7 protein-coding genes are annotated in these 15,778 nt (G+C 35.8%); 2 read left to right on the top strand and 5 right to left on the bottom strand.

Annotation, left to right across the window (positions count from 1 at the left end; translation table 11 throughout):
• Nucleotides 1-34 precede the first annotated feature (34 nt).
• Complete coding sequence (locus tag J2Y38_RS10930) at nt 35-1,351, bottom strand: sugar porter family MFS transporter (RefSeq protein WP_309842271.1); 1,317 nt, start codon at nt 1,349-1,351, stop codon at nt 35-37.
• 212 nt (nt 1,352-1,563) lie between these two features.
• Between J2Y38_RS10930 and J2Y38_RS10935 the strand changes: the two genes are divergently transcribed.
• Both J2Y38_RS10935 and J2Y38_RS10940 read left to right on the top strand, forming a co-directional pair.
• Nucleotides 1,564-4,050, top strand: a complete 2,487-nt coding sequence (locus J2Y38_RS10935) for a glycoside hydrolase family 3 C-terminal domain-containing protein (protein ID WP_309842272.1) — start codon at nt 1,564-1,566, stop codon at nt 4,048-4,050.
• 41 nt (nt 4,051-4,091) lie between these two features.
• Nucleotides 4,092-7,286 (top strand): glycoside hydrolase family 2 TIM barrel-domain containing protein, encoded by a 3,195-nt coding sequence (locus J2Y38_RS10940; RefSeq protein ID WP_309842275.1) that lies wholly within the window; start codon nt 4,092-4,094, stop codon nt 7,284-7,286.
• A gap of 83 nt (nt 7,287-7,369) precedes the next feature.
• Here the strand turns inward: J2Y38_RS10940 and J2Y38_RS10945 are convergent, their stop codons facing one another.
• The 4 genes from J2Y38_RS10945 to J2Y38_RS10960 all read right to left on the bottom strand — a co-directional run bounded on the left by J2Y38_RS10945 (nt 7,370) and on the right by J2Y38_RS10960 (nt 15,748).
• A complete protein-coding gene (locus J2Y38_RS10945) occupies nt 7,370-10,069 on the bottom strand; it encodes a family 78 glycoside hydrolase catalytic domain (RefSeq protein WP_309842276.1) in 2,700 nt (899 codons plus the stop codon).
• Nucleotides 10,070-10,078: 9 nt separating this feature from the next.
• A complete protein-coding gene (locus tag J2Y38_RS10950; RefSeq protein ID WP_309842278.1) occupies nt 10,079-12,037 on the bottom strand; it encodes a glycoside hydrolase family 97 protein in 1,959 nt (652 codons plus the stop codon).
• Between the two features lie 67 nt (nt 12,038-12,104).
• Nucleotides 12,105-14,285 (bottom strand): GH92 family glycosyl hydrolase, encoded by a 2,181-nt coding sequence (locus J2Y38_RS10955; RefSeq protein ID WP_309842280.1) that lies wholly within the window; start codon nt 14,283-14,285, stop codon nt 12,105-12,107.
• 32 nt (nt 14,286-14,317) lie between these two features.
• Nucleotides 14,318-15,748 (bottom strand): glycoside hydrolase family 125 protein, encoded by a 1,431-nt coding sequence (locus J2Y38_RS10960; protein WP_309842283.1) that lies wholly within the window; start codon nt 15,746-15,748, stop codon nt 14,318-14,320.
• Between the last annotated feature and the right edge of the window lie 30 nt (nt 15,749-15,778).

A 15,778-nucleotide genomic window follows, 5' to 3' on the forward strand; every position in this document is an offset into this window, starting at 1 on the left:
CATAATTAACAATTAACCATTCACAATTAACCCTTTATTTTAGAATTGTTTCCTGAAGTTCTTCCAGCGTTTTTCCTTTGGTTTCCGGCATCATGAAAATGACAAAAAACAACTGAAATACCATCATAATGGCGAAAATCAAAAACACGGCGGCTGCTCCAATTGTAGAGAATAAAAACGGAATCATGGATGGAATAATGGCAGCCAAAACCCAGTGTGTAGAAGATCCAAATGCCTGACCGCTGGCTCTTAAATGATTTGGAAAAATTTCTGAAATAAAAACCCAAATCACCGCGCCTTGTCCTATTGCGTGTGAAGCTATAAACAGAAACAGAAAAATTGGAACCTGCAGACCTTCCCACTTAAAGAAAAATGCCGCTGCAACCAATCCTAAGGAAATTATATAGCCTATTGATCCTATGTACATCAATATTTTTCTTCCTAAAACATCAATTAAAAAAACACCGAAAAGTGTAAATATTAAATTGGTTATTCCGATGCCTACGCTGCTCATTAAAGCGGCACTTTCGCCCAATCCTGCTTCTGCAAAAATTCTTGGAGCATAATACAAAAAGGCATTAATCCCAGAAAATTGATTGAATACAGCAATCAGAAACGCTAATAACAGCGGAAATCGGTATTTCTTTAGAAATATGGTTTCGCCTTTTTTATCGTCACTGTCGTTTCCCAAATGCATTTCGTGCAGTAAATCTTCAATTTTGGCTGTAGGATCTATTTTTTCTAAAACTGCTTTTGCCTCGGTTATTTTTGATTTTGATAAAAGCCAACGTGGACTTTCGGGAATTGTAAATACTACAATCGTATAAAAAAATGCCGGAAAAGCCATTATTCCAATCATCCATCTCCAGGCATTTTCGCCCGCATCACGCAATAAATAATTAGATAAAAACGCCATTAAAATTCCCAAAACAATATTAAACTGATACAGCGAAACTAACCTTCCTCTGTCTTTTGCCGGAGCAATTTCAGAAACATAAGCCGGAGCCGCAATAGTTGATGCGCCAATTCCTAATCCGCCTAAAAATCTAAAGAAAGCAAAAGTCCACGGATCATTTGCCAATGAAGAACCTATCGCCGAAACCAAAAATAAAATACCAATCCAGATCAGTGTTTTTTTACGTCCTAATTTGTTCGTTGGAATTCCGCCAAATATTGCACCCACAACCGTTCCCCAAAGTGCCATTGCCATAACAACAGAACCATGAAAAACATCTGATGTATGCCATAATTCCTGCAGTTTCGTATCTGCACCAGAAATTACAACGGTATCAAAACCAAATAAAAACCCGGCCAATGCGGCCGTAACAGACCATAATAGTATTTTATTCATAATAAGTATTTGTTAGTATCATCCATATAAAAACTCACAAAAAACTATAGTAACTAAAAAAAATCACATAATTTTTTATCAAATGTAAAAAAAATATTTTCAAATACTAAAACGTTTTAGTATTTTTATTGAATTATTAAATGTTTAATTTTTCAAAAACAAAAAATTGCTATTCAACAAAACTTAAAAACTACTACCGCAAAATAAACCACATGAAAAAAACAATTATCCTAGGCTTGTTAACCACAACATTTGCCTTGAATGCACAAGTCTACAAAGACCCCAAAGCGCCTGTTGAAGAACGGGTCAAAGATTTACTGGGACGCATGACGCTGGAGGAAAAAGTAAATTACATAAACGGTACCAACTGGATGTATACCAAAGAAATCAAACGGTTAGGAATTTCACAATTTAAAATGAGTGACGGGCCTGTAGGAACCAAGTCGTACGGAAAAAGCACCGCCTACCCTGCCAGCGTAATGAATGCCGCCACATGGAATACCAGTTTAGTTTACGATCTGGGCGTTGCATTAGGAAGGGATTCACGTTCCAGAGGCATCAATTTTCTTTTAGGGCCGGGCGTAAATATTGCACGCGCGCCTATGACGGGACGTAACTTTGAATATTTGGGAGAAGATCCGTTTCTGTCAGCAGCGTTAGCCGTTAATTATATAAAAGGAGTTCAAAGTCAGCGCGTGGTGGCAACTGTAAAACATTTTGCCGCTAACAATCAGGAATACGATCGAAATTTTGTTTCTTCGGATATTGATGAACGAACCCTTCAGGAAATTTATCTGCCTGCTTTTAAAGCCGCGGTTCAAAAAGCAAAAGTCGGCGCGGTTATGAACAGTTATAACTTGTTAAACGGCGAACACACTTCGCAAAATGCCCATTTGAATTTAGATATTCTAAAAAAAGACTGGAAATTCGAAGGCATTTTAATGTCTGACTGGGGCGGCGTTCATAACGGAATTGCAGCATTTAAAAACGGAACAGACCTCGAAATGCCGGGCGATGAACATATGCTTCCAACATTACTTCTGCCTGCTTTAAAAAGTGGTGAACTTCAGGAAACAACTTTAAATGATAAGGTTTCACGAATTTTAAGAGTTTGTTTTAGCTATGGTTTTTTTGACCGAAAACAAACCGATGAAAGTATTCCGAAAGATGATCCTAAAAGTGCCAAAGCTGTCTTAAAAATAGCTCAGGAAGGAATTGTTCTTCTAAAAAATGAGAATAACATTCTTCCTATAAATCCCGAAAAAACTAAAAAAATTGCTTTTATCGGGCCAAATGCCAATTCATTTAATGCAGGCGGCGGAAGTTCTCAAACAGAACCTTTTCATTTTAGTACGTATTATGACGGATTTAAAACTGCTGCAAAAAACAGCACTGTAACGTATGCAATGGGAATTCCGAGTTTGAATGCCTTGTCTGAACAATCTGTTTTTTATTTAGAACCGGGTTCTCAAACTGTTGGTTTGAAAGCAGAATATTTCAACAACAAAGAGTTATCGGGAATTCCGTTGGAAGTTAGAAATGATAAAATTGTCGATTTCTCGTGGGTTCAGACTCCAAATGTTATCGGAATGGGTCAGGATAATTTTTCTGTAAGATGGACGGGTGTTATCAAACCAACAAAAACTGCTGTTTATAAATTTGCTGTTCGAGGCGATGATGGCTACAGACTGTTTATCAACGACAAAATTGTGCTGGATTACTGGAGCGATCACGGCCCTATTGAAAAAAATGCTGAACTTACTTTAAATGCTGATAAAGAATACAAAGTAAGACTTGAATATTATGAAAATAGCGGAGACGCTTCCATAACATTTGCCTGGTTTGAACCAAAAGAAGAAAATTTCAACGAAGCTATAAAACTAGCTTCCGAAGCCGATATTGCTATTCTTTGCGTAGGTTTTAATCAGCAGATTGAACATGAAGGAGATGAAAGACCTTTTGAACTTCCGGAAGCTCAGGAAGAATTGATAAAAGTGGTTACAAAAGCAAATCCCAATACTATTGTGGTTTTAAATGCCGGAGGAAATGTGTATATGCAAAACTGGCTTCCAAACATTAAAGGCCTTGTTCATACTTTTTATGCCGGACAGGAAGGCGGTACCGCATTGGCAGATATTCTACTGGGAAAAGTAAATCCGAGTGGAAAACTTCCGGTAAGTTTCGAAAAAAACTGGAAAGACAATGCCACTTACAACAATTATTATGATACCGATAATGATAAAAGAGTACAATACAAAGAAGGTTTGTTTGTAGGTTACAGGCATTATGATAAAAATAATATTGAACCGCAGTTTGCTTTTGGTTTTGGATTATCTTACACGAGTTTTCAATACAGCGACCTTAAAGTTTCCATACAGCAAAAGAATGGTAAAACAACTGCTAATGTTACTTTTAAGGTAAAAAATACAGGAAATACAGATGGCGCAGAAGCGGCACAATTATATGTTCGCGATATCGTTTCTCCAGTCGAAAGACCCGTGAAAGAATTAAAAGGATTTAGCAAAATGTTTCTGAAAAAAGGCGAAACCAAAGAATTCAAAATAACGCTGGACGAAAGTGCTTTTTCCTATTACAAAACAGCGCTAAAAGATTTTGGTTATGATGCAGGAGAGTTTGAAATTTTAATTGGTGCTTCATCAAAAGACATTCGATTAAAAGAAACCATTTCTTTAAATTAATAAACAGCATAATGATAACTAATGACCGAAATTTTAAATTTATGATGCCACCATTATTAAAAAATCAAGCTTCCAAAATTTTATTATTTTTAATTCTGATCCTGAACCAAAATTCAATTTTTGCCTTTCAAAAATTAGAACAAAACCTTACGGCTCAGGATACTGCCAAAGTTCCAAAAGAGATTGAAGATCCGGAAAACATTGGCATAAATAAAGAAGCTGCTCATGCAACCTTAATGCCTTATGCTTCACTTAAAGAAGCACTTACCGCTAACCGATACGCTTCTACTTATAGTAAAAGTTTAAAAGGAATGTGGAAATTCAACTGGGTCGACTGGCCGCAAAAACGTCCGGTAAACTTTTACAAAACAGATTATGATGTATCAAAATGGAAGGAAATAAAAGTCCCTTCTAACTGGCAGATTGAAGGTTACGGAACGCCTTATTACAGCAATTACAATTATATTTTCCAGAAAGACTTTCCAAAAGTAATGAGTACGCCGCCCGAAAAATTTACGGCGTTTCACGAAAGAAATCCTGTAGGAAGTTACCGCCGTGATTTTACCGTTCCCGAAAACTGGAAAGGAAGACGCATTTTAATCACTTTTGATGGTGTTGATGCCGGTTTCTTTATTTGGGTAAATGGTAAAAAAGTAGGTTATGGCGTAAACAGCCGAAATGCCGCAGAGTTTGATTTGACTAAATATCTTGTTGCCGGAAAAAACACGCTTGCTGTTGAAGTATATCGTTTTACAACCGGAAGTTATTTAGAAGATCAGGATATGTGGCGATTGAGCGGAATTTTTAGAAATGTAACGCTTTGGAGTACACCGCAGCAGCATATTAGAGATTATTTCATCAAAACAAATCTGGATAAAAATTATAAAGATGCCGAAATTATTGTTACTTCTAAAATTAAAAACTACGGAAATACAGCTACAAAACCCCGCTTAATTGAAGCTGTTCTTTATGATGGAGAAAACCCGGTGAATAAAGCTGTTGGAAAGAAAAATATTCCTGCTTTGAAACCGGGTCAGGAAATTACGGTTGATATAGCTTTTCATGTCAGCAATCCTAAAAAATGGACTGCCGAAACGCCTTCTCTTTACACAACCGTTATCAATTTAAAAGAAGGAAAAAATACAATCGAAACCTTATCATCAAAAACAGGTTTTAGAAAAATTGAAATTAAAGGCAGATTGTTTACTGTAAATGGCACTGCTATAAAACTAAAAGGTGTTAATCGCCATGAAAACTGGCCGGACGACGGTCACTCCGTTACAGAAGAACAAATGATAAAAGATATTCTTTTAATCAAACAGGCCAACTGTAACCATGTGAGAACGAGCCATTATTCTAATGATCCGCGATGGTATGAATTATGCGATCAATATGGTCTTTATTTAGTTGCCGAAGCCAATGTTGAATGTCACGGCGCAATGAATGAATTCAATGATGAACCGCGAATGAAAGCTGCAATTGCTGATCGAAATGTGGCGAACACGGAAAATTTTAAAAATCATCCTTCGGTATTAATTTGGTCTTTGGGGAATGAAAACGGAACGGGCGGCGTAAATTTTAGAACGGCTTTAAAAACAATTAAGGAAATTGATCCAACCAGACCAACTCATTATGAAGGTTTTGGTATTGCTTTGAATAATCCGGCGGATATTGACAGCCAAATGTATACAGATGTTTTTAATTTAGAAAAACATGCTAACGATGCCTCTTTAACCAAACCATTTTATTTATGTGAATATGCGCATGCGATGTTTAATTCGATGGGATCTGTAGATATCTACAATGATTTATTTGATAAATATCCGGCTTTGCTTGGCGGTGCGATCTGGGAATGGCAAGATCAGGGAATTTATAATAATCGTGATCCTAAACATCCTATAACGGCTTTTGGTGGTGGTTTTGGCGAATATCCAAACGATCAGTATTTTATTCATAAAGGTGTTGTGTTTTCTGACCGCTCTTTAAAACCACATTATCCGGAATTAAAACATGCTTATCAATGGATTTCAATTGCAGATAAAGACAGTAAAAATGGTCTTTTTACGATTAAAAACCGTTATGAAACCAAAAACTTAAACAGTCTTACTGCCAAATGGGAATTGACAGAAAACGGAACATCGATAGCCACAGGTGATATTGTTGCAGGTTCTGTTAATCCGGGAGAACAAAAAGATATTCAGATTCCTTTAAATATTTCCCGAAAACCGGGCGCCGAATATTTCCTGCGTATTTCATTTGCTCTTGCTGAAGATGAATTGTGGGCAAATAAAGGTTACGAAGTAGCTTCGCAGCAATTTGAACTTCCTATAACTATTCCTGTAATTTCAGAACATATTGCAGAAGCAGATTTATCTGTAAAAAACAGTAAAAACTTTATTCAGCTTATTGGTACTAATTTCAAAATTGAGTTTGATAAAAACAAAGGAACGTTTTCTAAAATTGAAAAAAACGGTAAAAATATTTTACAGGAAAACGGAGGGCCGCTTTTGCATTTATGGCGCGCACCGCACAGAAAAGATGATATGTGGGCTTATGAAAATTGGGACAAATATGGTTTACAAAACATTAAGTGGACAGCAAGTAATATAAAAACGCAAAAAATATCGAGCGGCAGTTTTGAAATTAAAGCAACTTTAACCGGAACGGGCAAAGAAAACTTTAAAGTAATACACAACGTTTTTTATACCATTAGTAGAAACGGTTCTATTAAAATCACGAATGATGTGAGTTTTAATGATCCCAATTTGATTTTAGGCCGAATTGGTGTTCGTTTATTTTTAGATAAAGATTTAAACCAATTTGATTATTTAGGACGCGGACCAATGGAAAATTATCCTGATCGAAAAAGCGGTTTTGATGTTGGTCATTATTCCAGTTCTGTAAACGAACAATTAACGCCTTATGAAAAACCTATGGAAGCCGGAAATCATGAAGATGTACGCTGGGCAAATGTAAAATCTCAAAACGGTTTAGGTTTAACGATCAAACAAGGCGATGATTTACTGCAGGTTGCTGCGCTGCCTTACAGCGATGAAGAAATGGAAAATGTTGAATACAAAATAGATTTACCTAAAAGCAAGGGAACTGTTTTGTGTATTTCGCATAAAACCTTAGGCGTTGGTTCGTGGGGATGCGGGCCAAAACCTTTAGAACAATATTTGGTGTATGCAAAAGCAACTTCTTTTAATTATGAAATTGATTTGAATTCGAAATAAGAATTTAATCCGTTAACCAGAAATAAAAAAAGCATTAGTAAATCGTTACTAATGCTTTTTTTATTTTAATAGAATCTAAAGTTTTATTCTTCGGTAATTTTAAAAGAATAAGAACCAGATTTAAGCTGAATCACTTTATATAATCCTTCATTTGTAACATTAATATCTTTTGAATTACAAGTAAAAATGCTGTTCTTATCTAAATAAAAACTCGCATTGGAGTTTGGCGGAACAATTACTTTATAAAGGATATTTTTATTTTCTCTTTTCCAGTTTGATACAATTTTGCCGTAAGGAGATATATGTTCTGATTCAAAAAAATCAAGTCCGCTGACGAAATTTGGCTTTAATAGAATGTGCTTAAAACCCGGTGTATTTTCATCTGGAAAAATTCCGCCCAATCCTTTGTACATCCACGCTCCTATTTCTCCAAACATAATATGATTTAAAGATGCGTCGTTTTTTTCAACATGCAGCGGCCAGTTTTCATACAAAGTTGTAGCTCCGTTTTTTATCCAATAACCCCACGAAGGAAAATCTTCCTGCGAAGCAATTTTATATGCAGCATCGGCATAACCGTTTTCGCTTAATGCATTTAGTAAAGACTTCGTTCCTAATAAACCAACATCCAGATGAAAGTTTGTTTCCTGTACTTTTTTATACAAATTATCGACTACTTTTTGTTTCAATTCATCAGGAACTAATCCCCAATAAAGCGGCCCGGATAATTCAGTTTGTGTTCCGCTGGCATACAAGTTTGTTGATGGATTAAAAAACTCCTGATTGAATGCCGTTTTAATTTTTTCTGCTAATTTAAAATAATGTTCAGCATCGCTTGCTTTCCCTAAGAGTTTAGCCGTTTTGGCTAAAATCAAAGCATCTGCATAATAATACATTGTCGAAGTCAGCGGTTTAGAACTTTGACTTTTAACAGGAACCCAATCGCCTAATCCCCAATCTGTAATACCTGTTGGATATTTTTTATCAATTAAATCTACATATTTTTTGATGTTGGGATACATCTTATTCAGCAAACTGGAATCTCCGTAAAACTCATATATTTTCCACGGAATAATCGCAATCGAACTCGTCCAGTCCGGACCTGTTGCAAATTCATATCCAAATGCTCCCGGATTTGGAACAATATTAGAAATTCCGCCATCAGGCTGCTGCTCGTCCTGATGATCAGCGAGCCATTTTTCGTAAATCGTAATACCGTCAAAATTATATAATCCGGTTTCTACATTGGTTTGTGCATCTCCTGTCCATCCGTTTTTTTCGCGCTGCGGACAATCGGTTGGATAACCAAATAAATTGGCCAGATAACTGCTGTTTGTGGCTTCCCAAATTTTATTAAACACTTCATTTGAAGTTTCTATTTTTCCGACAGAAGGAACGTCACTGTGCATTTCCAGAGCCAAAAGACAATCGTCATTTAATTTAAAAGGTTTACTTGATGTTACTTCTACAAATTGAAATCCTTTGTAATTAAATTTTGGAGAAAAGCTTTCATTAGAATTTCCTTTTGTAATAAAAATATCAGTTTGAAAAGGATCTGAATTGTCTGTAGGTCGATAATGCAAGTCGATATTAGAAAGATCAACCATTCCGTTTTGATACAAACGTTCAGCATGTTTTATCCTGAAAATAGTTCCAGAAGCTGCATTTTTTATCGAAAAACGAACGGTTCCTGCAATATTTCTCGGAAATGAAAATACTGTTAAAGTATCATTTACCCGATTAATTTTTGTTGGTTTTAACTGAGCGGTAACCCGAATAGGATGCAATTGCTGCGATACCAAGTTTGATGATGGTGCTTTTACAACTATTGCTTTATTCCAATTGCTATCGTCAAAATCAGGTTTGTTCCAATTGCTGATTTCTTTATTGGCATCATAATGTTCGCCTGTGTAAATGCTGTTAAAAATTACGGGGCTGTCTATTGTTTTCCATGTTTCATCGGTTACAATTGTTTCGGTTGTGTTATCAGAATAGGTAATTCTGATGTTTACCAAACAACGTGGACGATTTCTCCAAATTGTTTTGTCAAAATGCCAAACAGCGGTCGATTGATGGTTGTACCAGCCATTTCCTAACAAAATTCCAAAAGCGTTTTTTCCTTTTTGTAAATGTGATGTAATGTCTAAAGTGGCATATAAATTTCGGCTGTCAAATTTTGTAAACATTGGGTCGAGCATTCGGTTTCCCACTTTTTTTCCGTTTACATAAAATTCATATAATCCTCCGGCTGTAACATAAACACGAGCTGTTTTTATAATTTTTGCTGTAGAAATTTCTTTTCTGAAATATGGCGCGGGCTTGTAATTTATATCATGTAAATCTGAAATCCAGCTTCCTTTCCAATCGCTGGATTGCATCATGGCGGTTTCAAAACGTTGAATTTTTGAAATTTGCGTTTTGTCATTCTGATCCCAAACTTTTACTCTCCAGAAATAGGTTGTAAAAGATTTTAGAGATTCTCCTTTATAAGAAATTAAAATATCTGATGAAATTACTTTTCCGGTATTCCAAACTGTTGCTTTTCCTTTGCTTAAAGCGATTGAATCTGTTGCGATTTCTATTTGATATGCGGTTTGATGTACATTATTCTTGTTACCGCTTAATTGCCAGGAAAGTCTTGGTTCCTGAACATCAATTCCTAATGGATTTACCAAATGTTCACACTTGAGATTTACAGGCATTTGTGAATGGCCTGCAAAACTCATTAACAGAAAAAGGAAAAACAGATATATTGTTTTGTTATTTTTTTGATTCAGTATCATTTTTAGTTTTTAAATTTCTTCTAAAACTGCAGCCCAGCCTCCATTTCTAACCATTTTGATTTTCAGGATATCATTTTTGCTGACTTCGGTACTTTTTTTCCTGTAATCCATTGCTTGATATCCGGCATTAATTCCATCTTCAAATGAGGTTATTTTGTATTTTTTTGACGTTAGAAAATCTAATTTTATTTCAAAAGAACGCTCTTTTTCGGGGCTGTTTGTGATTCCGCCAATGAACCATTTTGTTCCTTTTCTTTTGGCTACAATGGCGTACTGTCCGGCATTAGCTTCTAATGCTTTGGTTTCATCCCAGGTTGTTGGGACAGAAGTGATAAAATCGGTACATTCTTTTTCGCGATAATAAAGAGTTGGATTATCTGCCAGCATTTGCAAACCACTTTCAAACACTACAAATAAAGCCAGCTGATACGCTCTTGTTCCAATACTAGCAGAATTTGGTCTTTCAGATCGGTATACTTCCGGCTGCATGCTGATCATTGCACCCGGCGTATAATCCATTGGACCGACAGCATTTCGCATAAAAGGAAAATACAAACTGTTGTCTGGTTTACAGCCGTCCATTTGTTCCATTCCTCTTACGCCTTCGTAGGAAATTAAATTTGGGTATTTGTATTCTAAACCAGATGGTTTAAACGCGCCGTGAAAGTCTACAAATATTTGATATTTAGCGGCTTCTTTTACTACTTTTTCATAATAATTTACCATTACCTGATCACTTCGATCCATAAAATCAATTTTTACGCCCGCAATTCCCCATTCTTTAAAAGTTTTAAAAAGCTCCATGTTTTTTTCAACTGTAAGCCACGTAAGCCATAATACGATACCTACTTTCTTTTCTTTTCCGTAGCGAATAAGTTCCTGAACATTTACATTTGGATTTGGCGAATAGGGATCTTCTGTGCTATTTGCCCAGCCTTCATCCATAATGATATATTTTATGCCAAATTTTGATGCAAAATCAATGTAATATTTATACGTATCTAAATTATATCCTGAAACAAAATTCACGTCCGGGCCATACGGAGTTGCGCCGTTCCACCATTCCCAGCTCGCTTGTCCGGGTTTTATCCATGACACATCTTTTAATTCGCTTTTTGGAGCTAATTTCAAGGTCATAGTATTTTCTATCAGCTGTTTGTCATTTTTTGTAATGACAAAATAACGCCATGGAAAATTTCTTGTTCCTGAAGTTTTTGCAATATAATTGGCTTCTTTAAGGATTTTAAGGCTTCGGTCACCGTCTGGGCCAAATTCTAAAGGTGTTTTTGGGAAAGTCGATACAACACCATTTCCTGTTCCTTTTAAAAACATTCCTGCGTAATCAGAAAGGTCAGATTCGCTTATTAGGATTTTGTATTGTTTTTTAGAATCAACTAAAATTGGAAGCGTTGACATTTTATCTGAAGGTTTCCAATCTTTGACCGTCGTTTGTGAATAGGTTTCTTCATAAGAAGTTTTAAAATTTCCTGTCTGCTGTAAATGCAGTACATAATCGTCTGGGAAATTAACTGCAAAATCCTCGTTTACTACTTCAATTTCTCCTTTTTTTGCGGTTATAAACCGATACGCAATTCCTTCATCAAAAGCCCTGAATTCTACTGAATAGTTTCCTTTAAAATTCAGCAATAAGTAATTATAATTATTAGAAACAGATGAAAATTTCAGCGGAACTACGGGTTTAATTTCTTCTTTTATTTTTCCTGTTTTGCTTCCGCTTAATTTTGGATTTATGCCTAAAGTTTCATCTTTGAGGATTAAAGCCAAATGATTTTTTGTGGTTAAAACTTCGTTTCCTGCTGCAATTGAATAATAAATTTTATCACTCAAATTAATCGAAACTTTTAGTTCGCCATTTGGCGACGCAACTTCAAAATTAGTTTGCTGCGAATGCACATTTGAAATTCCCAAAAGCAATAATAAGCACGTAAATAATTTTATATTTTTCATAAAAAACGTTTTTATATGAATAACGTCCCACAAAAATGGGACGTTATCTCTTATTTATAAAATGCTGTTATTTTGTTATAAGTTGTATTTCACCACCATTTTTAAACAAATCGTGAGAGATAAAATAACCGTCGATTTTAGAACTGTTTACTTTAATCGTTTCCAGATTTCTTTTTCCATTCGGATTTTTAATGGTTACTTTTTTGCCTGCCGGCGTTGTCCACGAAACTTCTTTAAAAATAGGAACGGTTACAATATATTCAGGATCGGCGGGAGATAACGGGTAAAGTCCCAGTGCTCCAAACACATACCACGAAGACATTTCGCCCGCATCATCCATACCGCTCATCGCTAGTTTTTCAGGACCAATTCCGTACATCGTTTCTAATATTTCGTCTATTCTTTGCTGTGATTTTTCTGGCTTGTTTACAAAATAATACGAAAACGGAGCTTCGTGGTCCGGCTGATTTCCGTGACAATACTGCCCAATAAAACCAGAAATGTTCCAAGCGATATAATTTGGATTCCAAGGTTTTGTAAACAATTCGTCGAGTTTTGCTTCAAAAGGTTTTGCGCCTCCGTAAAGCTTTACTAATCCCGGCATATCATGTGGCGTAAAAAAGGAAACCTGCCATGCATTTGCTTCTCTGTACATGTATTCATAATATGGAAACTCCGGATTAAATGGCGTAACCCAAGAACCATCTGCCAGTTTTCCTCTCATAAAAGTGGTCGACTTGTCAAAAACGTTTGCATAATTTTTAGAACGTTTTACCAAATCATTGTAATGTTCTGTATCGTTTAGTTCTTTGGCTAATAAGGAAAGCGCGTGATCGTCATAAGCATATTCTAACGTTTTTGTAACGCCGGCATTTGCTACGGTTTCTATCTTTGGATCTTTAATATCTTGTTCCGGCACATAACCTTTTGCAATATATTCTGCAATATGAGGTCTTGTTCCGCCTTCTTTATAAGCGTTATTCAGCAATAATTCGTATGCTTTTTTAACATCGTAATTTCTGATTCCTCTCATGTATGAACCTGCAATAAAGGATGCTGCGTGATCTCCGTGAAAGAATGTTGGAATAAATCCTTTAATTTCTCCTTCGTTGATAATTGAACTGATTACATCGCTGGTAACTTCCGGAGAAAAAATACTTAATAAAACGAGTTTATTTCTGTAATCATCCCATAAAGAAGGAAGTGTGTAATAATGGTAGTTTTCTTTTCTTACTTTTCCGGCTTCATCTGTAAATTGTCCGTTTACGTCGCTGCGTAAGGCAGGCCATAAAAAGGACCTGTACAACATACTGTAAAACATTACATTTTGCTGTTCTGTTCCGCCTTTTACCTGAATTTTAGAAAGCAGGTTTTCCCATTGTATACTTCCTTCTTCAAATACTTTAGTCAGGGTTTTATCTCCTACTTCGGCTTTTAAATTTTCTTTTGCATTTTCTACACTCACAAATGATAAAGCGATTTTAACCGTTACGGGTTTTGTATCTCCGTCTTTAATATTTACCAATGCATAACCGTTGCTTTTAGCGATATCTTTGATATCTACTTTGTCAATTGGACTGCTTAAAGCGGCGTAGAAATATATTTTTTCGCCTCCGGTTCTTTGAAAACCGCTTACTGCATTTGAACCTTCCTGCTTAATATGCCAGTCGTCTACGTGATTATTGGCTCTCCCTAAATCAAAAAGTACTTTTCGCCCTTTGTTATTTTTAAAAGCGTATTCGTGAATACCACAACGCAATGTCGAAGTTAATTTTACCTGTACATTATAATCTTTTAAATAGACTTCATAATACGCCGGACTTCCTTTTTCCTGATCGTGACTAAACGATGATTTATACGGAAATGACGCTCCTTCTGAAACAGGTAAAAGCGGAATATGGCATAAATTCCAATGTCCTTTATTGGTATGTGTAAATCCTAAAATTTCGGTGTCTTCGTATTCATATCCTGCACCAGATCTGTATTTTGTCATTGGACTTAACTGAACCATTGCATTGGGAACAGAAGAACCCGGGAAAACTAATCCTGCCCATACACGCATGTCTGCGGGAGGTGTATACCCAATTATTTTGGTATCTAATAAAGGTGCAGTACCAATAAACGGATTTACCAAAGCTGTATATTTTCCTTTTGCAAGTCCGCCGCCCGGTTTTTGTGCCGCCGCATTATAGCCAAAAAATGACATGGAAAGGGCTGCAAGAACGATATTCTTGTTGAATTTTATCATTTTATATAAAATTAAAACGTTTTACAAATAAGTTATAGCTCCAGTAATTTTGGATTTTTTTGATACGTGTCCCATAATAATTCACCAAATAAGGTATTTGTCCAGGCAAACCATGATCTGGTGAAATTTTTAGCGTCGTCTTTATGAAAAGATTCGTGCATAAATCCGGTATCGCCATGTGATGCTTTCAACATTTTGATACATTCTTTGATTTCATTTTGGTCTGATGTTGTATAAGCTCTCATAACCAATGACATTGGCCAGATCATATCCATACCTACGTGTGGGCCTCCAATTCCTTCGGCTACTTTTCCTTTAAAGAAAAACGGATTATCTTCTGAAAGGACAAATTTTCTGGTGTTTTGATAAATTGGATCATTCACATCAATGGCATCTAAGTACGGAAGGCTTAATAAACTTGGCACATTGGAGTCATCCATCAATAAATGACCGCCAAAACCGTCTACTTCAAAAGCAAAAATATCACCGTATTTTGGGTGTTTTACTATTCCATATTCTTTAATAGCTTTGTCTACTTCTTGTGCTAAGGCTCTTAATTCCTGTGCAGAAGCGGTATCTTTTTTAATGGATTCCAACATTTCTGCAGCTTGTTTCATACTTGCTACAATAAAGAAATTGGAAGGAATCAGGAAAGAAAAAACAGTTGCATCATCACTTGGTCTAAAGGCAGAACAAACTAAACCAACTGGTTTCACCGGATATCCGTATCCTTTTAAAGGTCTTGTATCGGTAGCAAATTGTGTTGTTCTTTGAAACGTGTATGGATTTTTACCGTTTTTTTGCTGTTGTTCTTTAAATACTTTTAATGTTGTTTTAATGGCTTTTACCCAATTTTCATCAAATGGAGAGGTGTCTCCGGTATTTTTCCAATAATTATAAGCCAATCTAATTGGGTAGCAAAGTGAATCAATTTCGTATTTTCTTTCGTGAACGCCCGGTTTCATATCGGTGTGATCTGTTGTCCACTCCCCTTTTTTGTTTGGATCGTTGTAAAATGCGTTTGCATACGGATCTTTCAGGATATATTCTGTTTGTCTGTTTATGACACCTGCAATCAGGTTTTTTAGTTTTATATCTTTTCCTGCAAAAGCCATATATGGCCAAACTTGCGCAGAGCTGTCTCTAAGCCACATTGCATCGATATCTCCGGTAATTACATAGGTATCTGGTCTTCCGTTTTTTTGCGAAAAGGTTACTGTCGTGTCAAGTGTATTTGGAAAACAGTTATTAAATAACCATCCCAGTTCTTTGTCTTTTACATTCTTTTGAAATTCTGCGATTGTTTTTTCTATAAAATCACTTTCAAAATTCCTTTTTCCTTTTGCAACCCTCACAATAGGGAAATCTTTGACCATTTTAGTTCCTGCAATAATTTCCATTGGATCAATAAGGGCTAAACTGCCAAATAATGCAGCGTTTTGGATAAATTTTCTTCTTTGCATTTGTTGTATATTTTAAAATTATAAAGGCTT

Source organism: Flavobacterium sp. 2755 (genome assembly GCF_031455715.1).
In the GTDB taxonomy this organism is placed as follows: Bacteria; Bacteroidota; Bacteroidia; order Flavobacteriales; family Flavobacteriaceae; genus Flavobacterium.